19 protein-coding genes and 1 tRNA gene are annotated in these 19,953 nt (G+C 62.1%); 18 read left to right on the forward strand and 2 right to left on the reverse strand.

Annotated elements, in window-relative coordinates; all coding sequences use genetic code 11:
* Nucleotides 1-39: 39 nt before the first annotated feature.
* Both spoVG and NUW12_07980 read left to right on the forward strand, forming a co-directional pair.
* Nucleotides 40-315, forward strand: coding sequence for a septation regulator SpoVG (gene spoVG / locus NUW12_07975; protein MCR4402709.1), 276 nt, complete (start codon nucleotides 40-42; stop codon nucleotides 313-315).
* Nucleotides 316-431: 116 nt separating this feature from the next.
* Nucleotides 432-506, forward strand: a tRNA-Gln gene (locus NUW12_07980).
* Between the two features lie 29 nt (nucleotides 507-535).
* On the opposite strand, the gene NUW12_07985 is transcribed toward NUW12_07980, so the two are convergent.
* Complete coding sequence (locus NUW12_07985) at nucleotides 536-1,909, reverse strand: CCA tRNA nucleotidyltransferase (protein ID MCR4402710.1); 1,374 nt, start codon at nucleotides 1,907-1,909, stop codon at nucleotides 536-538.
* A 575-nt stretch (nucleotides 1,910-2,484) separates the two neighbouring features.
* On the opposite strand from NUW12_07985, the gene NUW12_07990 reads away from it, so the two are divergent.
* The 7 genes from NUW12_07990 (at nucleotide 2,485) to NUW12_08020 (ending at nucleotide 9,759) form a co-directional block, all read left to right on the forward strand.
* Complete coding sequence (locus tag NUW12_07990) at nucleotides 2,485-3,438, forward strand: peptidoglycan-binding protein (GenBank protein ID MCR4402711.1); 954 nt, start codon at nucleotides 2,485-2,487, stop codon at nucleotides 3,436-3,438.
* Nucleotides 3,439-3,683: 245 nt separating this feature from the next.
* A complete protein-coding gene (locus tag NUW12_07995; GenBank protein ID MCR4402712.1) occupies nucleotides 3,684-3,869 on the forward strand; it encodes a hypothetical protein in 186 nt (61 codons plus the stop codon).
* Nucleotides 3,870-4,107: 238 nt separating this feature from the next.
* A complete protein-coding gene (glmU, locus tag NUW12_08000) occupies nucleotides 4,108-5,511 on the forward strand; it encodes a bifunctional UDP-N-acetylglucosamine diphosphorylase/glucosamine-1-phosphate N-acetyltransferase GlmU (GenBank protein MCR4402713.1) in 1,404 nt (467 codons plus the stop codon).
* Between the two features lie 37 nt (nucleotides 5,512-5,548).
* Nucleotides 5,549-6,523 carry a ribose-phosphate pyrophosphokinase gene (locus tag NUW12_08005; GenBank protein ID MCR4402714.1) on the forward strand — a complete coding sequence of 325 codons (975 nt, stop codon included), beginning with the start codon at nucleotides 5,549-5,551 and terminating at the stop codon, nucleotides 6,521-6,523.
* 207 nt (nucleotides 6,524-6,730) lie between these two features.
* The gene (locus NUW12_08010; GenBank protein ID MCR4402715.1) at nucleotides 6,731-7,384 is read left to right on the forward strand and encodes a 50S ribosomal protein L25; all 654 of its coding nucleotides are present in this window, start codon (nucleotides 6,731-6,733) and stop codon (nucleotides 7,382-7,384) included.
* A 23-nt stretch (nucleotides 7,385-7,407) separates the two neighbouring features.
* Nucleotides 7,408-7,968 (forward strand): aminoacyl-tRNA hydrolase, encoded by a 561-nt coding sequence (gene pth, locus NUW12_08015; GenBank protein MCR4402716.1) that lies wholly within the window; start codon nucleotides 7,408-7,410, stop codon nucleotides 7,966-7,968.
* Nucleotides 7,969-8,121: 153 nt separating this feature from the next.
* Nucleotides 8,122-9,759, forward strand: coding sequence for a carbon starvation protein A (locus tag NUW12_08020; protein MCR4402717.1), 1,638 nt, complete (start codon nucleotides 8,122-8,124; stop codon nucleotides 9,757-9,759).
* A gap of 170 nt (nucleotides 9,760-9,929) precedes the next feature.
* Here the strand turns inward: NUW12_08020 and NUW12_08025 are convergent, their stop codons facing one another.
* A complete protein-coding gene (locus NUW12_08025) occupies nucleotides 9,930-10,124 on the reverse strand; it encodes an alpha/beta-type small acid-soluble spore protein (GenBank protein ID MCR4402718.1) in 195 nt (64 codons plus the stop codon).
* Between the two features lie 310 nt (nucleotides 10,125-10,434).
* Here NUW12_08025 and NUW12_08030 point away from each other — a divergent pair, with 310 nt between their 5' ends.
* From NUW12_08030 to NUW12_08070, 9 genes are all read left to right on the forward strand, one after another.
* Entirely contained in the window at nucleotides 10,435-10,791 is a 357-nt protein-coding gene (locus NUW12_08030) for a flagellar basal body protein (protein ID MCR4402719.1), read from the forward strand.
* 3 nt (nucleotides 10,792-10,794) lie between these two features.
* Entirely contained in the window at nucleotides 10,795-11,259 is a 465-nt protein-coding gene (gene flgC / locus NUW12_08035) for a flagellar basal body rod protein FlgC (GenBank protein ID MCR4402720.1), read from the forward strand.
* A 101-nt stretch (nucleotides 11,260-11,360) separates the two neighbouring features.
* Nucleotides 11,361-11,663 (forward strand): flagellar hook-basal body complex protein FliE, encoded by a 303-nt coding sequence (fliE, locus tag NUW12_08040; protein ID MCR4402721.1) that lies wholly within the window; start codon nucleotides 11,361-11,363, stop codon nucleotides 11,661-11,663.
* Between the two features lie 3 nt (nucleotides 11,664-11,666).
* Nucleotides 11,667-13,457: a flagellar M-ring protein FliF gene (gene fliF / locus NUW12_08045; GenBank protein ID MCR4402722.1), complete on the forward strand. Its 1,791-nt coding sequence runs from the start codon at nucleotides 11,667-11,669 to the stop codon at nucleotides 13,455-13,457.
* Between the two features lie 6 nt (nucleotides 13,458-13,463).
* The gene (gene fliG / locus NUW12_08050) at nucleotides 13,464-14,471 is read left to right on the forward strand and encodes a flagellar motor switch protein FliG (protein MCR4402723.1); all 1,008 of its coding nucleotides are present in this window, start codon (nucleotides 13,464-13,466) and stop codon (nucleotides 14,469-14,471) included.
* Complete coding sequence (locus NUW12_08055) at nucleotides 14,464-15,207, forward strand: FliH/SctL family protein (GenBank protein ID MCR4402724.1); 744 nt, start codon at nucleotides 14,464-14,466, stop codon at nucleotides 15,205-15,207. Before fliG ends, NUW12_08055 begins: the two co-directional genes overlap by 8 nt.
* Before the next feature lie 124 nt (nucleotides 15,208-15,331).
* Nucleotides 15,332-16,612 (forward strand): flagellar protein export ATPase FliI, encoded by a 1,281-nt coding sequence (fliI, locus tag NUW12_08060; GenBank protein MCR4402725.1) that lies wholly within the window; start codon nucleotides 15,332-15,334, stop codon nucleotides 16,610-16,612.
* Nucleotides 16,609-17,112: a flagellar export protein FliJ gene (gene fliJ, locus NUW12_08065; protein ID MCR4402726.1), complete on the forward strand. Its 504-nt coding sequence runs from the start codon at nucleotides 16,609-16,611 to the stop codon at nucleotides 17,110-17,112. Before fliI ends, fliJ begins: the two co-directional genes overlap by 4 nt.
* Complete coding sequence (locus NUW12_08070; protein ID MCR4402727.1) at nucleotides 17,063-19,891, forward strand: flagellar hook-length control protein FliK; 2,829 nt, start codon at nucleotides 17,063-17,065, stop codon at nucleotides 19,889-19,891. Before fliJ ends, NUW12_08070 begins: the two co-directional genes overlap by 50 nt.
* Nucleotides 19,892-19,953: the final 62 nt, after the last annotated feature.

Below are 19,953 nucleotides of genomic sequence, written 5' to 3' on the forward strand. Positions count from 1 at the left end.
CCCATCCTGGTTCCTACTCATGGAAGGTGGTGACGGGAATTGAACATCACGGAAGTAAGAGTCAGGCCGGTGAAGACCGATGGGAAGACGCGAGCGATAGCGTCCATAACTTTCGACAACGAGTTCGTGGTAAAAGAGGTAAAGGTGGTCGAGGGACCTACCGGTCTCTTCGTGTCGATGCCCTGCCGAAAGGTGGGGACTAACGGCTACAGGGACATCGCGCACCCCATTACGAAAGAAGCGCGGGAGGAAATCAACAAGGCGGTCATGGCAGCGTACCAAACTCAGGCAAACCCCCAAGCCGAGGCAAATTGAAAGAGACCCCGCGGGGGCGCGGGACAGCGCTGGTGAACGCTGGGGCGACTTGACGCCCCATGGTGGGTTTGCTATACTCGTAGTGCCGGATTGCGAGGCAATCTGCGGGTTTGTGCTGGGGCGTAGCCAAGCGGTAAGGCACGGGACTTTGGATCCTGCATCCGGAGGTTCGAATCCTCCCGCCCCAGCCAGTTCATGTACTCCAACGGCTTACGCGCGGCTACGTTCCCTTCATTTCGCGCAGCATCCCCAGGAGTACGTCTCGTGAATTGAGACTAGGATTCTCGAGCACCGCCTCCAAGAGCCTCGTGAGAGCCTGTCCGACTTTCGGCCCTTCGGCCACGCCGAGCACACTCATGACGTCGCGCCCGTTCACGGCGAGATCACGCACCGAAAGAGCTGGGCTATTCGCCATCACGCTCTCAACCCTTGAGAGGAAGGCGGCCATGTTCGCGCCGGGTCCAGGCTCCGCGCCGAGGGCCATCCTATCAGCCTCGCGCAGTTTCCCGAGATCGCGGATGAAGTCCATCCCCAACGCGCCGGCCATACGGCGGATGCCCTTGTCCGTCGTGGCAGGGTCATATGAGAACATGTGCCGCTCCACGAGCGACACGACCCTCTTGATGACATCTCTAGGGTACCGGAGCCTCTCGAGCGCGCCCAGCGCCAACGACGCTCCCACCTTTTCGTGGCACGGGAATCTCAGCGTTCCGTCGGCCTGACGCTCCATCGTCGCGGGCTTTCCTATGTCGTGGAGGAGAGCGGCGAGCCTGAGATGGAGGGTAGGCTCAATGATGTCCGTCACCTTGAGGCTGTGCTCGAACACGTTCCCTGCGGAGGGTGCACCCGACGGCACCGAGACGCACGCCTCCAGCTCGGGAAGGATGTGCTCCAGCAGGCGGGTCCGTCGTGTAAGGCTCAGGGCGTTGCCTGCGGCAGGTGTCACTATCATCGAGGATAGCTCGTCTCGAATCCTCTCCCATGAGATCCTTGTTATGGACTCGTGACAACCCTCAATGGACCTCAAAGTCTCCGGCTCCAGTTCGAATCCGAGCTCTGCTCCGAGGCGGATCGCCCGAAGCATCCTCAAGGCATCCTCTTGAAAGCGCTCACGGGGGTTGCCGACGGCACGGATAAGGCGCGCCCGGAGATCCTTGAGGCCGCCAAAGCAATCGAGCACGGCCCTGCGCCCGATGTCGAAGGCCATCGCGTTCACGGTGAAGTCTCTGCGGGCCAAGTCGTCAGTGACCTGAGACGAGAATACGACCACCTCCGGCCTGCGTCCGTCGGTGTACCTGCCGTCTCGACGGAACGTGGTCACCTCCACTTCATCGTGTCCCGAGAGCACTGTGATGGTTCCGTAACGCTTGCCCGTGCGCGACGCGTGCTCGTGGAAGATCTCCTCGACTTCATCGGGAGTGGCCGACGTACAGATGTCCCAGTCTTTCGGCTTCTTGCCAAGGAGGGAATCGCGCACCGCGCCGCCCACAAGGTAGGCACGATGTCCCCGCGCCTCTAGTTCCCGGGCCACGCGCTGTATGTTCTCCGGCACTTGGATATTCTCGTTGATGACTAACTCGCGTCCGAGATCCATGTCTTGATCCACCCTAACATCCTGACATCGCACCCTGACATCCTGGGCTTGCGTTTTCCTCCGCCTGAGGGTCGGCAGGTCCTTCTCTCGACCCGGGCTCGGGAGGCGGCGACAAGGCGCTCGCTTCTGCGCGTTCAGCGGTTCGGTCCAGAGGGTTCATTTTAGATCGTACACGAAGCGCGCCCTCGTCTTCAAGGCCCAATCGGCCCGTCGTCATACATGCCGGTGCCTCACCCTGGATTCCTGACCGAGAGCGTCCGCGTGTCTACCCAGGCTGCGCATCTTCTGCCGGAGAGCCGACAGGATGCGAGACAAGCCGGGAATACTATGTATGCGGCGCGTCCGCCGGGCGCGCGTCTGCAGGCCGCGCGTCAGCCGGGCGCAGGCAGTCGATATGTCCCCGGCTTCCGGCGGACACGATGCGGACACGGCCTTTCACTCAAAGTGCTCTGGGCTTAACGGGCTCGCGCGGCCCGGAGTTGGCTCCTGCGGTCGGCCCGGGCCCGACGTTCCGGTCGCGCGGATCTGACGACGTTTAGGTTTCTTCGGACTGGCCCCGGACAGGAGGACGGACGATGACACATCGACACGGGCTGGCGAGGACCTTCATTCTCATTGTGCCGCTCGCGCTGAGCTGTCTGCCCGTTCGCGGCGCCGAGGGAGCGTCGGCGGTGTATTCATGCGCTTGCGGGCACGACAGGGTCATCCGGGCTGAACCGCCCTATCCATTCGGTGCCGACATCGCCGGTCTCCAGGAACATCTAGCGACGCTCGGATTCGATCCGGGCCCTCTTGACGGGGTGTACGGTCCCCGAACCGCAGCGGCTGTGGCAGCTTTCCAGCAAAGCAGGGGGCTTGAGCCGGATGGAGTGCTCGGACCTCTCACTTGGATTGCTCTGGGAAAGTCTGCAGCGTCTCCGGTCGCGCAGACGCCCGTTCCTCCTCCCCCTGGGAGAGTAGAGATAATCATAGACACGGTGGACCGAACCCTGACCGTGCTCTCCGACGGAAAGCCGTACAGGAGGTTCCCAGTAGCGGTCGGCAAGCATTCCACTCCTTCTCCCCATGGTCAGTGGAAGGTGACATCGAAGGGGGCATGGAGCGGTGGGTTTGGCACACGATGGATCGGCCTCAACGTGCCCTGGGGAAAGTACGGCATACACGGCACTAACAAGCCGTGGTACATCGGGGACGCCGTGAGCGCCGGTTGCGTCAGGATGTTCAACCACGATGTGGAGACCGTCTTCGAGTGGGTCGAAATTGGGACCCCCGTAGTGATATGCGGAAATCCGTTCGGGCCCCTTCGCAGCCCCCGGCGTGAGCTGGGCCTTGGCGAACGGGGCGCCGATGTCTTGGCGGCTCAAAGGCGCCTCCGTATGCTTGGGTTCGACCCTGGACCGGAAAACGGAGTATATGACAGCCGCACGCTTGAGGCTGTGAAAGCGTTTCAAGCGTCAAGAGGTTTGAGGGCGACCGGGGTGGTCACCTCGGATACGTACGACGCCCTTGGATTGCGCCTGTTCGAGTAAGCCACGGTGGAGACGCGGCGGACCGGGACGAGACTGGCCTTTACGTGAGCGAAAGCTGTCAACACACTGTGAATATGTGCATACCGCATAGAACCATCGAGTGCAGACGCGCAAAACGCGCGCATTTGGCCTGAAGTCGAGTCCCTTCGAGATTCTTCATCTCGTAGCCTTGAATTGCGCCCATAAATGTTATAAACTGGTTATGGCAAGACATACCATATGTCTGCTTGGAAGGGGGATGGAAGTTGAGTCAAGTGGGGTTACGGGTGGTCACGAGTGTTCTGCCCGGTGGCACCATAGCGATACCGGAAGAGGTTCGGGTGCGACTCGGGCTCCAGCCTTTCGACGACTTGGCTTTCAGCCTGGAAAACGGGGTGATCGTCGCGTCAAAGGTCAAAGACGGTAGAACCAAGTACGACAGAGAGGAATGACCCATCGGGGCAGATTGACGTGAGGGGCAGTGCTGAAGGCGAGGGGGGTGGAATCTGGCTCCTCTCGTCGCGTTTTGTGCGCTGGCTCGGGAGGAAACCACTAGCCAGCGTTGAATAGATTTCTGGATCAGGCGCGTGGACCCGAGCACGGCATGGAGGCGCCGGGCATGAGGGGTATCGAGCTGTATCGACACGTTTCGTGGCTCCGCTTGAGTAGAGCGATTCCGGGGGAGTGAACATGGAGCAGTTCGTAGCCGTCATATTGGCCGCGGGCCTGGGGACACGGATGAAATCCCGCAGGCCCAAGGTCATGCACGAGATATGCGGCAGGCCTATGGTATCATACGTGCTTGACGCGGCCGAGTCCGCCGGAGCGGCGAGGATCGTCGTGGTGGTAGGACACGGTGCGGAACTCGTGAAGCAGGCAGTGGGGTCGCGTGGAGAGTGCGTTGTCCAGGCCGAGCAGCTCGGCACTGGCCACGCCGTCATGGTGGCTGAAACCATCCTGAGCGGCTACGACGGCCCTGTCGCAGTGATCGCCGGGGACGCGGCGTTCCTCAGTGGGCAAGACCTTGCCGCCCTTGTCGAGGGACATGTGCAGAGCGGTGCGTCTGCGACCGTCCTGTCCGCGGTCCTGGACGACCCCGAGGGATACGGTCGGATCGTACGGAACGCGCAAGGCAACATAGTCAAGATCGTCGAGGAGAGAGACGCCTCTCCCGAAGAGGCGGCGCTGACCGAGGTCAATAGCTCTATATACTGTTTTTCTGCCCAGGACCTCTTCAGCTCCCTTCGGGAAGTGGCTCCCGACAACGCTCAGAGAGAATACTACCTTACAGACGTGATAGGCATCATGCTCCGAAAGGGCCTTCGCGTTCAGGTGGTGAGGGCCCGCGATCCGTTATCGGCGCGGGGCATTAACACCCGCGTCCAACTGGCTGAGGCGGAGCGCATCTTCCGTGACAGGGTCCGGGAGCGTCTCATGCTGTCGGGCGTGACCATGATCGATCCGCAGTCGACGTTTGTGGACGCCGATGTCGCCGTGGGGCGGGATACCATCATTCTTCCGTTCACGTTCCTGGTGGGCAAGACGTCCATCGGCGAAGGATGCACAATCGGTCCGTTCGTCCGGATAGTAGACTCCCAAGTGGCAGATGGGGCATCAGTATCAAACGCCGTGGTGCTCGAGTCCGTCATCGGGCCCGAGGCAACGGTGGGACCGTACAGCTACCTCCGTCCGGGGACCGTCTTGGCGGAAAGGGCGAAGGTCGGGACGTTCGTGGAAGTCAAGAAGTCTACGATAGGGAAAGGAAGCAAAGTGCCTCACCAGACGTACCTGGGTGACGCAACCGTCGGCGACGGGGTCAACATCGGAGCCGGGACGATCACGTGCAACTACGACGGTTGGCAAAAGCATCCCACGATGATCGAGGACGGGGTGTTCATCGGCAGCAACTCAAACCTCGTGGCTCCTGTAAGGATCGGGAAAGGCGCGTACGTTGCTGCGGGGTCCACTATCACACGGGATGTGCCTGAAGGCGCGCTAGGAATCGCACGAGGCTATCAGAAGGAGATCCCGGGTTGGGTACAGAGGCGCCTTGAACGTCGGAACGACGCTGAGGGGCACGGCGGGAAAGGCTGAGACGGGCCCTGCAGCAAAGAGTCGGGAGGCTTACGTGATGAGTGACGCTGGTGGAATCCACATGATGCTGCCGTCCTACAAGAAGATGAAGGTTTTCACGGGGCGCGCTCATCCCGCCCTCGCGGAGGCGATAGCTGCCCATCTCGGTGTCGGCCTTGCCGCGATGAAGGTGGACAGGTTCCGCGACGGCGAGATACGAGTCGCCATTGAAGAGAGCGTGCGCGGCACCGATGTCTTCGTGATACAGCCTACGTGCCCGCCGGTCAACGAGAACCTCATGGAGCTCCTCATAATCATAGACGCGATGCGTCGCGCCTCCGCCAAGACGGTCACGGCCGTGATCCCGTATTACGGCTACGCGAGGCAGGACAGAAAGACAAAGGCCCGCGATCCCATAACGGCGAAGCTGGTGGCAAACCTGCTGGTGACGGCGGGGTGCGACAGAATGGTGACGGTAGATCTGCATGCCGGGCAGGTTCAGGGTTTCTTCGACATTCCGGTGGACCCGCTCCTGGCCATGCCGATCCTGGCCAGGTACATCCAAGAGGCCGGCCTTGCCGACTGCGTAGTGGCCTCACCCGACATCGGAGGGGTTGCAAGGGCCCGAGCCATGGCCGGGAAGCTCCACGCGGACCTCGTGGTCATAGACAAGAGGCGGCCTGAGCCAAACGTATCCGAGGTAATGAACATCATCGGTGATGTGGACGGAAGAAACGTCATCCTCGTCGATGACATCATAGATACTGGCGGCACGATAGTGCAGGCGGCCGACGCGCTGTACGAGGCAGGGGCTCGAGAGGTATACGCCGCATGCACTCACGCGCTTTTCTCGGGACAGGCTAGAGACGTTTTGACCGGGTCGAGCATCAGGAAGACGATAGTCACCGACACGATACCCATCGACCAGGACAGGCGCCCGGAGAGGACTGAGGTGCTATCGGTGGCGCCTCTCCTGGCCGAGGCCATTCGAAGGATATACGAGGAGCTTTCAGTGTCCACCCTCTTCGATTGAGCGGGACGGATGGACAGAAGGGCGTGCCATGGGGAGACTTGTCGTCAGCAGCGGGCTCTGGACTATGAGAGTTCCAGTGAGGAGAGTTCCAGTGAGGCAAAGGAGAGTAATAGTCGAGGAAAGCCTGGGAGAGAGTACCGACAGAGCATGGGGTTGTGTCCGGAGTTCGACGAGACCGCAACGAACGTTGGAAGGAGCGGTTGTAATATGAAAGAGATAGTCGTCAATGCACGGCCAAGAGAGAGAACCGGCAAAGGATACGCGCGCAAGGCGCGGGTCGTGGGCGAAGTGCCCGCCGTGGTATATGGAAAGGGCTCAGGGTCCACCTCCATCAGCCTTGATGAAAGGGAGTTTTACAGGGCGGTTCAAGCCGGACTCGGCGCCGGCAAGCTAGTGAAGCTGGTCATCAATGGTGCAGGGAACGGCAGAGTTGAGAAGACTGCTCTTCTGAAGGAAGTTCAACGAGATTTCGTGAGAGGCGACGTCATCCACGTCGACTTCCAGGAGGTTTCCCTGACGGAGGCCATTACCGCCACCATTCCGGTGGTCTTGGTAGGAGAGGAAAGGCGTCCGAACGACGGTGGGGTAATAGAGCACCTGCTTTGGGAGATCCAGATTCACGCATTACCTGCCGATATGCCCGAGAGAGTAGAGGTGGATGTCTCCGGGCTGCGGATAGGCGATTCTGTCAAGGTGGCCGATCTCAGGCTGCCCAAGGGCGTACGGACGCTGAGCCACGCAGACGAGAGCGTGGTAACGGTGGCGGCGCCAGCGCGAGGAGCGGAGGAGAAGAGGCCCGCGGCTGAAACGGGCGAGGCTGGTGGGGCCGGAGAGGCCAAGACTGCCGGCGAGGCAAGCTGACGAGGAGAAGGCGGATTACGCTCGTGAAACTCATCGTCGGGCTCGGCAACCCGGGCAGCCAGTATGAAGGATCCAGGCACAACGTGGGTTTCCTGGTCGTCGATTTCCTCGCGAAGAGGCACGGTATCAGGGTCGCGCAGAGGAGATTCCACGCGCTCCTGGGGCAGGGAGAGATCCGCGGGGAACAGGTGATCGTCGCCAAACCCATCACTTACATGAATCGCAGTGGGTATGCAGTTCGTGCAATCGCAGACTGGTACGGGGCGGCGCCTTCCGAGATCTTAGTGATTGTGGATGACATGGCACTCGAACCCGGACGCATACGCATGCGTCCCAAGGGGAGCGACGGAGGCCACAAGGGTTTGAGATCCATAATCTCTCTTCTGGGCTGCCAGGACTTTCCGCGGCTGAGGGTGGGCATCGGAAGACCGGGACCTTCCGAAGACGCTGCGGGTTACGTGCTCGGCTGGTTTACACGTGAAGAGCTTGCCGTGATGCTGGAGGCGTTCGACCGCGCTGCGGATGCGGTGGAGGCTTGGATCGCCTCCGGCGTCGACGAAGCCATGAACATGTTCAATGGATGACGTTTCCCGCCTTCCGACGTCTTGAGATCCAGCAAGATCCTAGCTACGACGTGTCCTCTCCGCAAGCAGGAATGAAAAGCTCTACCTCGAAATGTACAGTTGACGCGCCATGGGGGAGGTTCGCTTCCAAATTCTCATACGGAGGTGGATGCGATGAATTCTCTGCTGGTTATGGTGGTGACCTTCCTCCTGTACATAGTCGCCTACAACCTCTATGGTAAGAAGCTCGGGCACAAGCTGTTCGAGCTAGCCGCCAAGAACGTGACTCCGGCGGAGGAGATCAACGACCGGGTAGACTACGTGCCGACGAACAGAATCATACTCACGGGTCACCATTTTACTTCGATTGCAGGAACCGGTCCCATCGTAGGCCCGGTTCTCGGTGTCATATGGGGCTGGGTTCCTGCGCTGCTCTGGGTTGTGCTGGGGTCCATCTTTGCGGGCGCGGTTCACGACCTCGGCGCTCTCGTCGTATCCATGAGGCAACGAGGCAAGTCAATAGGTGACATAACGGGGTCCATCGTGAATCCTCGCGCGCGGACGCTGTTCTTTGCGATCATATTCTTCTGTCTCTGGATAGTCATAGCCATCTTCGCGATTCTCATGGCCAACCTTTTTGCGACCTACCCGGAGTCAGCGTTCCCGATCTGGGTTGAGATCCCTATAGCCATGGGGCTTTCATGGTATCTGTTCAATAGGAAGGGCAGCCTCCTCGTGGGCTCAATTGTGGCGATAGCGTTGATGTACCTCACCATCTGGATAGGGCTCTTCATCCCGATAAGCCTCAGCAAAGCGGCATGGCTCGTCATCATCATGGTGTATATCTACTTCGCCGCCACACTTCCTGTCCACCGCCTACTGCAGCCGCGAGACTACATCAACGCTCTCGAGCTCGGAGTCGCCATGGTTCTGCTCATTCTCGGAATAGTCATCGCGCCCAAGCCTATCGTTGCTCCTGCCGTGATCACCTCGCCGGCTGGAGCCCCTCCGATGTTACCGTTCTTGTTCATAACGATAGCGTGCGGCGCCATCTCAGGGTTCCACAGCCTGGTCTCGAGCGGAACTAGCTCCAAGCAGATCGACAAGGAGCCCAATGCGGTCACGGTAGGTTATGGAGGGATGATGCTCGAGGCCGCGCTCGCGACCCTGGTTATCCTGGCCGTCACCACGGGAGTCTCCAGGGAGACCTGGCTCGCTACGTACGCGAATTACGCGAAGGTCCCAACGCTTCCAACGTTTGCCGAGGGCGGCGCGCGGATAGTTGCGGCGCTTGGGATCCCGAAGGCGCTTTCCCTCAACATCCTGGCGGTGTTCATGATCAGCTTCGCCGGCACGACCATTGACACGGCCACGCGCTTGCAGCGGTACGTGATCTCGGAGTTCGGAGACGCCGCCGGCCAGAAGTGGCTCACGAATAGGTATGTAGCCACGCTCATCGCCGTGGTAACCGCGTATCTCCTCGCCTTCAGAGGAAGCGCCAACGTTATCTGGCCTCTGTTCGGAGCTACGAACCAGCTCCTAGCAGGGCTGGCGCTCCTGGTAGTAACGGTGTACGTGGCGAAGCAGAAGAAGCCGCTGATCTACACGGCGGCCCCGATGGTCTTCATGATCGTGATTACCACGTGGGGAATGATCGGCAATCTGAGGAACTACCTGGCCGCAGGCAACTGGCTTCTCTCGGTCATTGACGCTATAGTCCTTCTCCTCGAGGTGTGGCTGATCATCGAGGCATGGACGGTCATGACCAAGATCACGCGCGGCGAAATACCACACGAGGCAGCGAAGGCGTAGTCACAATCCGCAGACGTGGATCCCTCCATGGCGCGTGTTCCACGTGCGACAGGCTGAACACAGATAGAACATAGAGCCCAAGAAATCACGCAGGTCTCAGTAGGGACAATTCGACGAAAGCAAGGCGCTCGAAAGAGGTGTGGACGGACCAGGAGCAGGGGCTTATGCCCCTATCTCCTGGTCCGTCCGGCCAAGAGCTCCTCGGCCTTCTGGATGAGGCCCCGGACTATCAGTCCGGCTTCCCTCGTGGTGATGTTGCTGTAGTCGTACACACCATTGTCGACGTTTATCTTGTCAGCGAAGCCGAGCTCCCGCGCGATCTCGTACTTCACCTCGTCCGAGACAATGCTGCGGTTTCGACCCATGGCTCCACCTCCGCGACTAGTATTCCCCGGACCCTCTTTTTCGAGTCGCCTGAGCGCTGAGGCCGCGAACGACGCCCTCAGCGGGACGAAAGAAATACATGATGCTGAGCAAATTTTGCCCGCCCTTCACCGGCCGCCTTCCGCGCTTCCAGCGCGCATCCTCACACAACGCGCTTTGTGTCGAACGCTGTCCCATTTCCAGTTGGCACCATATTTGCTAAGCTTACAGGTGAGTCTCTGTCTCTCCGTACGCTGTTAACCGCGAACACGCCGAAGATGTCGAAGATGTCGAAGACGGAGGGGTGTCGTGATGCCTGTTCTCGGAGATCAGACGATTGTCGCCTTGTCGAAAGTGCTGGATGCGCTGTCGCTCCGGCACGAAGTCACGGCTGACAACATCGCCAACGTCAATACCCCTGGCTTCAAGGCAAGGCGTGTCTTGTTTGAGGACCAGCTCAAGGCGGCGATCTCCCGTGGTGACCCGGGATCTTGGCAGCCCACCATTGAGGAGGACCATCTCTCGGTGAGGCGCGACGGGAACAGCGTCGACATAGATCTCGAGATGGCGTGCCTGGCAGAAACCACGATGATGTACAGCGCCATGTCTCGTCTCGTATCAGATCGTTTCAGCCTGCTAAAGTACGTCATCAGCGAGGGGAGGCGATGACGCATGGGCGTTTTTTCATCCTTCAGGATAAGTGCCACAGGTCTCGCCGCTGAACGCCTTAGAATGGACGTTATTGCCAACAATATCGCCAACGTCAACACGACGCGCACGGAGGACGGGGGGCCTTACAGAAGGCGGCAGGCCGTGTTCCAGGCGCTCGTGACCCGTTTCTGGAGAACTGGCTTCGGGACGAGCGAGCAGCGCGGCCTTGGCCGGAGGGTGGCCGAGGCGCCCGGTCGGGGTGTGGCGGTCGTGGGAATAGTGGAGGATCCGTCTCCGCCACGCATGGTGTACGATCCCGGCCACCCGGACGCGGATGCCCGCGGGTACGTGGCAATGCCCAACGTCGATCCAGTGAGAGAGCTCGTGGACATGATCTCGGCGACGCGGGCTTACGAGGCGAACGTCACCGCCCTCAACGCGGCGAAGACGATGGCTATGAGGGCGCTCGAAATAGGCAAGGGATGATGCTTGTGCGTAAGGCTTGTGCGTGAGATGCGCGGGCCGTTTCCGTGATGAGGTGCCGGTGTCCTGACGCGAGGCTTCAGCACTAGGGGTGGGGTGGTGTGATGGACATCAAGATCAGCTCGACGCTGCAGAAGACGCTGGACGAGCTCGACCGCAGGAGCGCGACGGGAGCCCAGGCGACGCTGGAGGACTTCAAGGAGATGCTGGACGATGCCATCGACACGGTGAACAACCTCCAGAGGAACGCCGACAAGCTCACCCAAAAGCTCGCCACAGGCGAGCTGAAGGACCTTCACCAGGTCATGATAGCCGTGGAGGAGGTAAACGTCGCCCTGCAGCTCACGATGCAGATACGTAACAAAATCGTCGAGGCTTACCAAGAAGTCATGAGGATGCAGGTGTAAGCGATGGCAGCCATCGGGCAGAACCTTGGGCGCCAGACGCGCTCGCTGTGGGACCAGATGACGTCAAGCCAGAAGCTCATGGTCCTTCTCGCGATCGCCTTGGGAGTGGTCGCCATGGTGCTTCTCTTGAGCAGAGCGGGCAAGACCGAAATGGTGCCGCTTTACACCAACCTCTCAGCGAGTGACGCGGCGGACATCGTGACCAAGCTAAGGGAAATGCGTATCCCCTATGAGCTTTCAGATGGGGGTACTACCGTCAAGGTGCCGTTTTCTGACGTGTACGAGACCCGAATGGACTTGGCCAGTCAAGGCCTTCCCAAGGGAAGCACCGTTGGATTCGAGATCTTCGACAAGACGACTCTTGGCGTCACGGAGTTTACTCAGAAGATGAACTACCGGAGGGCGCTCCAGGGAGAGCTCACCCGCACGATAATGCAGCTTCGCGAGGTCGAGGACGCACGGGTCCACATCGCCATTCCGGAGCCGGAGTTGTACACCGACGAAAAGAAGCCGCCGACGGCCTCGGTGATGTTGAAGCTGCGTAGCGGGGCGACGCTGACCAAAGGACAGGTGCAGGGGATCGTGAGGCTGGTGTCGTCGAGCGTGGAAGGGCTGACTCCCGGCAACGTGACGGTGCTCGATGTGGACGGCAACATTCTTTACGCTGCCAGCGAGGATTCCGAAACAGGAGTGATCGCGTCCCTTTCCGTGAGCCAGCTAGAGGCAAAGAGGGCGTACGAGAAGGAGCTTCAGAAGAGCGTCGAGACCATGCTCACCGAGGTGCTCGGCCCGAGGAAGGTCGTCGTGCGCGTGAGCGCGGAGATCAACTTCGATCGCAGGGAGCAGAACAGCGAGCTCTTCCAGCCCACACCCACGGGGCTTGGGGTGATCCGCGAACAAACGAAGGTGCACGAGGTTCGTTCCACTGCGTCCGACCCGGCCTCGGGGATACCGGGGACCGGATCCAACGTAGACACTCTGGACGCGGTGGTCGCGCAGGGCAACTCGATCTCGGGAGCGCCGGCTGGGACGGTTGCTCAGGCTTCCAACGGCGGTGAGCGCCTCGACGTTGCCGCGACGGCACAGATGACAGGCGAGCCAGACCAGGGCACGGCACAGGCCGCCGCCAACGTGGCGGCGGAAGGCGTCTACCGCACCGGGGCAGGCCAGGCGGAGACGAGCGGCGAGGAGAGGTCGGAGGAGACTACCCGTTACGAGATATCCCGGGTCGTCGAGCACACCATCAAGGCGCCCGGCGAAGTGCGAAGGCTCTCGGTCGCGGCCATAGTCGCATCCCCCTTGAGTGACAATCAGCTTCAAGCCATCACGAGGTCCATCGGGGCGGCGGTGGGGATCGACCCCGGCAGAGGTGATTCGCTCATCGTCGAAGCCATGGAATTCGGGGCGCCATTGACACCTGAGGCTGAGGAAGCATCCACCGCGGGGGCGGGGAGGATCGAAGGGCCTCCGAACGTGGGAGAAGTCTTGCTGGCCAACATGGAATACGTGCTAGCAGGGATAATCGCGCTCTTCCTGGTAGGGCTCGTGATTTCAGTGGTCCGCCAAAGAACCTTCGAGAGACCAGTGGCGGTGCCGGTGCAGGCGGCCACACCCCTTCCCATCGCCTCGGAGGGCGCGCCTGCTGCGCCTGTAGCCGCGGCGCAAGAATCAGGACAGGGGGAAAGACAGGGGGACGCCGGCAGGCTGGTGAAGGAGCTCCCGGCGCGTCCTGCTCCCGCGGCAGAAACGGCAGCGAGGGTGATATCCGGATGGATGGACGAGGACAAGAGGTGACCGGCCTTGGCACCATCCATTGAACTCAGTGGAAAGAGAAAGGCGGCCATAGCTCTCGTGAGCCTGGGGTCCGAGATGTCGGCGGAGGTATTCAAGTACCTCGACGAGGCAAAGATCGAGCAACTTACCCTTGAGATCGCGGGCCTGGGCAGTGTTCCTTACGAAACCCGCAAGCAGGTGTTGGAGGAGTTCTACGAGAGGTGCGAAGCACAGGAGTTCGCAACGGGCGGCGTGGAGTACGTAAGGCAAGTTCTGGAGCGGGCGCTCGGCGCCCACCGTGCTTCCGAGATCATCGACAGGATCACGGCTGCTCTTCAGGAGAAGCCTTTCAGCTTCGCGCGTCAGATAGACCCGGCCCAGCTCGTGAACTTCATCGAAAACGAGCACCCTCAGACCATAGCCCTGATCCTGGCCTATCTCCGTCCCGAGCAGTCGGCGGCGGTGCTCTCCGCTCTACCCGAAGGGCTTCAAACAGAAGTAGCCGTGCGGCTTGCTGAGATGGACAGGACGTCCCCCGAGGTCGTCGCGGAGGTGGAGAGGGTCCTGGAGAATAGGCTCTACGCCATAGGAGGCCAGAGCTACAACTTCGCGGGTGGGACGAAGGCGCTGGTGGACGTGTTGAACCGTGTGGACAGGGCTACCGAGAAGACCATACTCGAAGAATTGGAGGAGCAGAACCCGGCGCTCGCAGAGGAAGTCAAGAACCTCATGTTCGTGTTCGAGGACATCACACTCCTCGATGACCGGGCGATCCAGACCTTCCTCAAGGAGGTCGACACGAAGGACCTCGCCCTAGCGCTGAAGGCCTCGAGCGACGAGGTCAAGAAGAGGATCTTCAGCAACATGTCGGAGCGCGCCGCTGAGATGCTGCGGGAGGACATGGAGTTCATGGGCCCGGTCCGCTTGAGGGTTGTGGAAGAGGCTCAGCAACGCATAGTGACCGTCATCCGCAGGCTGGAGGAAGCGGGGGACATCGTCATCGCGAGAGGTACGGAGGACGAGGTGCTTGTCTAGGATCATCAAGGCACAGGAGTTGCGTGGCAACCCCGCGCTCGTGGGAAAGGGACCGCTTGAGGCGATCCTTGCCGCGCTTCCCGACGAGGCGGTCCCAATCAGGGGCGGTGCAGGCGGATCGTTGGGACAGGGAGGCGATCCGGCCGCGCTTGCCCGCTCCATCATCGAGCAGGCGGAACGGGCCGCCAAGGCTCGACTTGATGAGGCGACTGGGGAGAGCGCACGGATTCTCAAGGAAGCCTACGAAAGAGGCTACGAAGACGGGCGTGCCGAAGCCACCGCCAAAGTGATGGAGCGCGCGAGGGAGTTCCTGGAGTACCTGGAGTCCCTTGCGCGTGGGGTGGCCGAGGCCGCGGAGGACGCCGTGAGAGCGGCGGAGGACACCGTGGCGGATCTCGCGATCGAGGTGGCGGAGAAGATCTTGAGGCACGAGGTGTCCGTCGACGGGTCCGTGGTCCTGGAGATGGTCAGGGAGTCTGTCGAGAAGGCGAAGGCCGGAGGGTCCGTCAGAATCAGAGTGAGCGCGTGGGACCTGGAACGAGTCAAGGATTTCCGTGAAGAGCTTATCAGGATGGCAGACGACGTGGAAGCCATCGAGATCATTGAAGATCCCAGGGTAGAACCGGGCGGGTGTATCGTGGACACGGAGTTCGGGTCGGTGGACGCAAGGCTTGGAACGCAGCTGCGCGAGATCAGGAGGGCTTTCTTTGGCAACGGCGACGCCAATGGCAACTGAGATCCCGACGCCCTACCGTGTATGCTACGGCACGTCTCGCCGGGAGGGGCTACACCGAAATGGGTTTCAGGGGAACGGGCGCGGCCCCGCGACGAACCTTGACGTGTCGAGGTTCCGGAGCGCCATGAGGGCTTGTGACCCGTTGCGGGTGAGCGGAAGGGTAGTGCAGGTCATAGGGCTCGTGGTGGAGTCCATGGGCCCGCCAGCGCATGTGGGCGAGATCTGCCGGATATACACGCGGGGCCAGAGGGCGCCGATCCACGCTGAGGTCGTGGGATTCCGGGAAGGCAAGACCCTCCTGATGGTTCTCGGCGACAGGAACGGCATCGAGCCCGGAAGCGAGGTCGTGGCGAGCGGAAGGGAGGCCGTGGCGCCGGTGGGCGAGGGGCTCTTAGGGCGTGTAATCGATGCCTTCGGACGGCCGCTCGACGGCAAGCCGCCCATCAGGATCGAAGCGGAATACCCCCTGTTCAACGCGCCTCCAGCCCCGCTGGAACGCGCCAGGATCTTGGAACCTCTCGCCCTCGGCGTGCGGGCCGTGGATGCGGCAATCACGTGCGGCAAGGGGCAGAGGCTCGGGATATTCGCCGGGAGCGGCGTCGGCAAGAGCACACTGCTGGGGATGTTCGCCAGGAACACCTCCGCGGACGCGAACGTGATAGCGCTCGTCGGCGAGAGAGGCCGCGAGGTCCGCGAGTTCATAGAGAAGGACCTGGGCCCCGAGGGTCTCAGGCGGTCGGTCGTGGTCGTGGCCACGTCAGACCAGGCAAGCCTCGTGCGGCTGAAAGGGGCTTTCCTCGCGACGGCCATTGCGGAATACTTCCGCGACACCGGGCGCGATGTGCTCCTTATCATGGATTCCCTTACCCGCCTCGCCATGGCGCAACGGGAGGTGGGACTCGCCATTGGGGAACCGCCCACCACGCGGGGGTACACGCCGTCGGTGTTCTCAATGATGCCGCGCCTGCTGGAACGAGCGGGGAACTCGTCGTCTGGAAGCATCACAGGACTTTACGCGGTGCTGGTCGAGGCGGATGACATGAACGAGCCCATAGCCGACGCGGCGCGGAGCATTCTCGACGGCCACATAGTCCTTGCGCGGGAGCTTGCCGCCATGAACCACTACCCAGCCGTGGACGTGCTGGCGAGTGTGAGCAGGGTGATGTCAGACGTCGCGGACCAAGCGCACGTCAAGGCTGCCGCGAGGATGCGGGAGGCGCTCAGCATCTATAAGGAAGCGGCGGACCTCATAAACATCGGAGCCTACGTGCCTGGCACTAACCCGAAGATCGACTGGGCCAAGACGATGATCGACACCATAAACGCATTCCTCAAACAGGGGATCAACGAGAAGGCGGACTACGGAGAGACCGTGTCCAGGCTGCGGAGCATGTTCGGATCATGAAAAGGTTCAGGTTTCGCCTGGAGAAGCTGCTCGAGGTGAGGCGGCTGAGAGAAAACGCCCTCCAGCAGGACCTGGCGCGGGCCCAGGAGGCGCTCCGGCGAGAGAAAGGCGTGCTCGAAACGCTGGGGGCGGCGCGCGGCGCGACCCTTGAAGCCCTACGGGCGAACGTGTGCGGCACCCTGAATGTCCAGGATATCGCTGCTTACTACCGTTACCTTGGGTTCCTGGCCCACCGAATCGAGGAACAACGGGCGGTCGTGGAGCGCGCGGCCCGGGAGGAGGCCGCGAAAAGGGACGCGCTCATCGCGGCGAGACGCAGGCGCAAGGTCGTCGAGAAGCTTAGGGAACGGGCGTACGCGCGCTACCGCGAGGGCATCCTCCGGGAAGAGCAAGCGTTCCTCGACGAGGTGGGATCCATGAGATACGCTCGGAAAGGAGGTGAAGACTTGAGTGGAAACGTCCTTTTCCGTGCGCTTGGACCTGGTGAAGGCGACAGCTGACATTTGCCAAGCCGGCGCGGGAGGGGTTCGAACTGTCGGGGCTGCACTTTCAGAGACGGACTCGGGAGGCTGCGGCGCTGACTTCCGGGCAGAGCTTGCCTTGCGTATTGGGGCGGCAAACGCGAACGGCTCAAGGCCCTGGACGCACGTTGATGCGGGTGACCCTGTCCCTGCGGGGACTGTTGCGGTAGGCGACCCCGGGGCCATCGCCGAGCGAAGCGTGTACGAAGCCCACGAGGTCGTCCGGATCGGCGAGACTGACTTGGCCGAGGAGACGGTGGAGGCGGGCAAACCGAGCGAGGGTGGCAAGCCCGGTGAGGCGGGCGAGACGGGCAGCGTCGGGAGAACGGATAGCACCGGGCTAAGGGACGAGCAGGGGGATGCCTTTTCTCAATGCGACGCACGGGCGATTCGCCGCACCAAGAGTTGCTGCTCGGATGGCGCGGGTCGCGCTCCCTGCGAAGAGTCCTCCGCCTCCGTGTCCAGGCTTGTGGCGGCACACGGCCTCTTGGCCGCCCAGGGTGGTGCCCAGGCTCAGGTGGAGGGAAACCCCGCGGACGCGAAACCCATGGAGGCGATTACGGCGCCTGCGGCGACGACTGCCGCCGATGCGCTGACACTGAGCGGGGGTGTGGTCCGTGACACGGGTAGGGTTTCCGAGGCAGTAGGCCTGCCCGAGCACGGCGGCGCAAGCTCCGTGCGGCGGGGTGGTGCCGTGAGCCCAGAGAACACGCGGATGGAGCTGGCGCCAGGGGCATCAGCGCGCAACCGCAAAGCTGAGCGAGCGGCTGCGCAGGATGGGCCCGCGCCGGCGGAACGCGCGCATGCGCGCCGGGCGAGGCAACCGCTGCCAAACGGCGTACGGACGGCGGAAGAGTGGGGCCAGGTAGAGAAGAGAGACAGACTGGGGGCCGGAGGCTATGAGAAGGTCTTCGCTCTGAAGACCAGCGCGTCGGGGGCAATGCAAGTGCCGGTGACTCCTTGCGAACTGGCGGACGAGGTTGAGATGAGCCTCGCTCCGGCGGAGCCATTGCGTGACGGATCTCGATCGACGTCGACGCCTCGACCGGGCGAGTCTGGGGAGGGTGGCGCACCGGTTGACCACGCGGCCGGGGGCGCGTCCGCGAGCGGGAAGCGGGGGGCGGCGCCCGACATCCTTGCCGATTTTCGCGGAACAGGAAGCATCGAGGGCCATGTCCGAGTCCTGGGCAAAGACTGGGGGCGCCGCGACGCGGCGGTCGCTTGCCGTGGCGGCGAGACGGTGCACCGGACCCCTAGGCTCGAGGATTCCAAGGTTGTGGGCATGACGGGGAGCGAGGTGTCCCGTACTGAAGGATGCCCGCCCGACGGAGCGGACCACGTAGTGCTCGAGATGGCTCCAGGGGAAGACTCGGAGGCGCGGCCATCCTCGGCGCATGCGTGTGATCTTCCAGCACAGGCGAGGATGGGGAGGCCAGAATGGACAGACAGCATCTCCGCATCGGAACCTGCCTCGGAAGCGCCCTCGGAACCGGCCTTGGAACAGGCCTTGGAACCTCGACCTAAGGGACTCGAGGCACCCCTCGATGCGGATCGGTCGAATCTCGGGGTGAAGTCCGCGTTCATTGTCCGCAGCGAAAGTTCGGTCGAGCGAACGTCCGTGGCCGTGGGCGTGAGCAAGGGCGCCGTCCCCCGTGTGGGGTCTGCCCAAGTGAGGTGCGAGGTGACCAGCCAGTCGCCACGAGGACAAGACGCGGCGATCTCCGGTTCGCATGTTGACGTTCTGGCAGAAGGCGGGACGATGCTTGAGTCGGCGGTGGGCACACCGGTAGGTCTCTCGCTAGAGAGTCGTTCAGAGGCCGACACGCAGCCTAGAGGCGCCGCCATCATACCGGTCGAGACCAATGTGAGGCTAGGCTCGCACGGTGACGATGGCGATGCGTCCACAAGACAGGCGGGCATTCCTCTCGAAGGCGGTGTGAATAGTCCTCCGGAGGCCCGCTCCGGACGACCGCTCGGGATTCGCGTGCCGAAGGCTGGGTCGCAGGTCACCGGCCGAACCCTTGTGGCTCAAGCGGAGAAGAAGGCGGACACCCAGGCGCCGGCTCAGACGCGGTTCGCCGTCGGATGCCCGGAGTCCCCGCGAACGCCCGTCAGAGAGCGGGTGGCCGGGTCAAGCGGGAGGACAGGTGGCGCGACGACGCGATGGGCCGCGGAGAACGAGAAAGCCGAACCCGTATCAGAAAAGCCTTTCGCCGCGGAATGCGGGATGTCCGAACCCCGCCCTCTCCACGGAAGAGCAGAGATGCCTCCGATGCCGGGAGATCGTGGGATGCCCGAGCGCGCGGTGCCCATCACGGCCCGAGCGGTGGTCGATCAGATCGTCAGAAGGGCGGAGATACGGCTCGGAAGATCTGAAGCGGAGATGGTCATAGACCTAAAACCCGATGTCTTGGGGAGGGTCCACCTCCGCATAACCGCTGAACCCGGACGAATCGTGGCACAGATCAGGGCCGAGAACTCGATTACGAGGCAGCTCATCGAAGCCGGATTAGGTGACCTGAAGGTAGCCCTTGCTGAGCGAGGTCTGGACCTCGGGAGCGTCACCATTTCTGGGGGCTTCGGAGCCGGGATCGCTTGGGACGGGTCGAGGTCGAGGTGGGCGGAGGGCGGCGCGGGGCGTGGCGAATCGGGGGCCGCCCAGGGAGGCGAGAGAGCAGACTCGCTGCGCGCCGTAGGTCAGTTCGCTGTAGCGCGGCCGTTCCACGGGGCGGCGCACATAGTGGATTGCGTGGCGTAGGGCTCCGCCAGCTGACGCCCGGGGCTGACCGCGCACCCGTGACAGGGGCCGGCTGGGCTGGC

The organism is Bacillota bacterium (assembly GCA_024653485.1).
Classification (GTDB): domain Bacteria; phylum Bacillota; class SHA-98; order UBA4971; family UBA4971; genus UBA6256.

Bases quoted from the DNA above. Each gene is read 5' to 3' on its own strand.
- NUW12_08025 (MCR4402718.1), bottom strand. From the start codon at position 10,124: ATGGGTCGAAACCGCAGCATTGTCTCGGACGAGGTGAAGTACGAGATC.
- fliJ (MCR4402726.1), top strand. From the start codon at position 16,609: ATGAAAAGGTTCAGGTTTCGCCTGGAGAAGCTGCTCGAGGTGAGGCGG.
- NUW12_08020 (MCR4402717.1), top strand. From the start codon at position 8,122: ATGAATTCTCTGCTGGTTATGGTGGTGACCTTCCTCCTGTACATAGTC.
- glmU (MCR4402713.1), top strand. From the start codon at position 4,108: ATGGAGCAGTTCGTAGCCGTCATATTGGCCGCGGGCCTGGGGACACGG.
- NUW12_07985 (MCR4402710.1), bottom strand. From the start codon at position 1,909: ATGGATCTCGGACGCGAGTTAGTCATCAACGAGAATATCCAAGTGCCG.
- fliE (MCR4402721.1), top strand. From the start codon at position 11,361: ATGGACATCAAGATCAGCTCGACGCTGCAGAAGACGCTGGACGAGCTC.
- fliI (MCR4402725.1), top strand. From the start codon at position 15,332: ATGAGGGCTTGTGACCCGTTGCGGGTGAGCGGAAGGGTAGTGCAGGTC.
- NUW12_07990 (MCR4402711.1), top strand. From the start codon at position 2,485: ATGACACATCGACACGGGCTGGCGAGGACCTTCATTCTCATTGTGCCG.
- NUW12_08005 (MCR4402714.1), top strand. From the start codon at position 5,549: ATGAGTGACGCTGGTGGAATCCACATGATGCTGCCGTCCTACAAGAAG.
- flgC (MCR4402720.1), top strand. From the start codon at position 10,795: ATGGGCGTTTTTTCATCCTTCAGGATAAGTGCCACAGGTCTCGCCGCT.
- NUW12_08010 (MCR4402715.1), top strand. From the start codon at position 6,731: ATGAAAGAGATAGTCGTCAATGCACGGCCAAGAGAGAGAACCGGCAAA.
- fliF (MCR4402722.1), top strand. From the start codon at position 11,667: ATGGCAGCCATCGGGCAGAACCTTGGGCGCCAGACGCGCTCGCTGTGG.
- NUW12_08030 (MCR4402719.1), top strand. From the start codon at position 10,435: ATGCCTGTTCTCGGAGATCAGACGATTGTCGCCTTGTCGAAAGTGCTG.